At 53.6% G+C, this 534-nt stretch carries 2 rRNA genes; both read right to left on the bottom strand.

Features of this window, described 5'->3' with window-relative positions:
* Positions 1–113: ribosomal RNA gene (rrf, locus tag QZM15_RS33930) — 5S ribosomal RNA — on the bottom strand.
* Between the two features lie 187 nt (positions 114–300).
* Positions 301–534, bottom strand: a 23S ribosomal RNA gene (locus QZM15_RS33935); the annotation flags it as partial.

Here is a 534-nt window from a genome sequence, read left to right on the forward strand (position 1 = left end):
GCCTGACGATTACCTACTTTCACACGGGAATCCGCACTATCATCGGCGTAGAGTCGTTTCACGGTCCTGTTCGGGATGGGAAGGGGTGGGACCGACTCGCTATGGTCATCAGGCAAAGGGGGTTGTTGCGTTGCTTCGCAGCGCAACCAATCTTGGAAGAAGCAGTAATCTTGATTTGGGTTGTGAGCTGTATCTCACACGTACGCGGTACTTCAACCGTCGTACGTCGAGTGCCTCGCACTCGACGCTCGATGTCCGTAAGCGCTAAAGCGCTAACGGGCATCGAGACAGACTTGTTATAGGATCAAGCCTTACGGGCAATTAGTATCGGTTAGCTGAACGCATTACTGCGCTTACACACCCGACCTATCAACGTCCTGGTCTCGAACGACCCTTCAAGGAGGTCAAGCCTCCAGGGATATCTCATCTTAAGGCGAGTTTCCCGCTTAGATGCTTTCAGCGGTTATCTCTTCCGAACATAGCTACCCGGCGATGCCACTGGCGTGACAACCGGTACACCAGAGGTTCGTCCAC

This window comes from Burkholderia sp. AU44665 (assembly GCF_030504405.1).
Classification (GTDB): Bacteria; Pseudomonadota; Gammaproteobacteria; order Burkholderiales; family Burkholderiaceae; genus Burkholderia; species Burkholderia semiarida.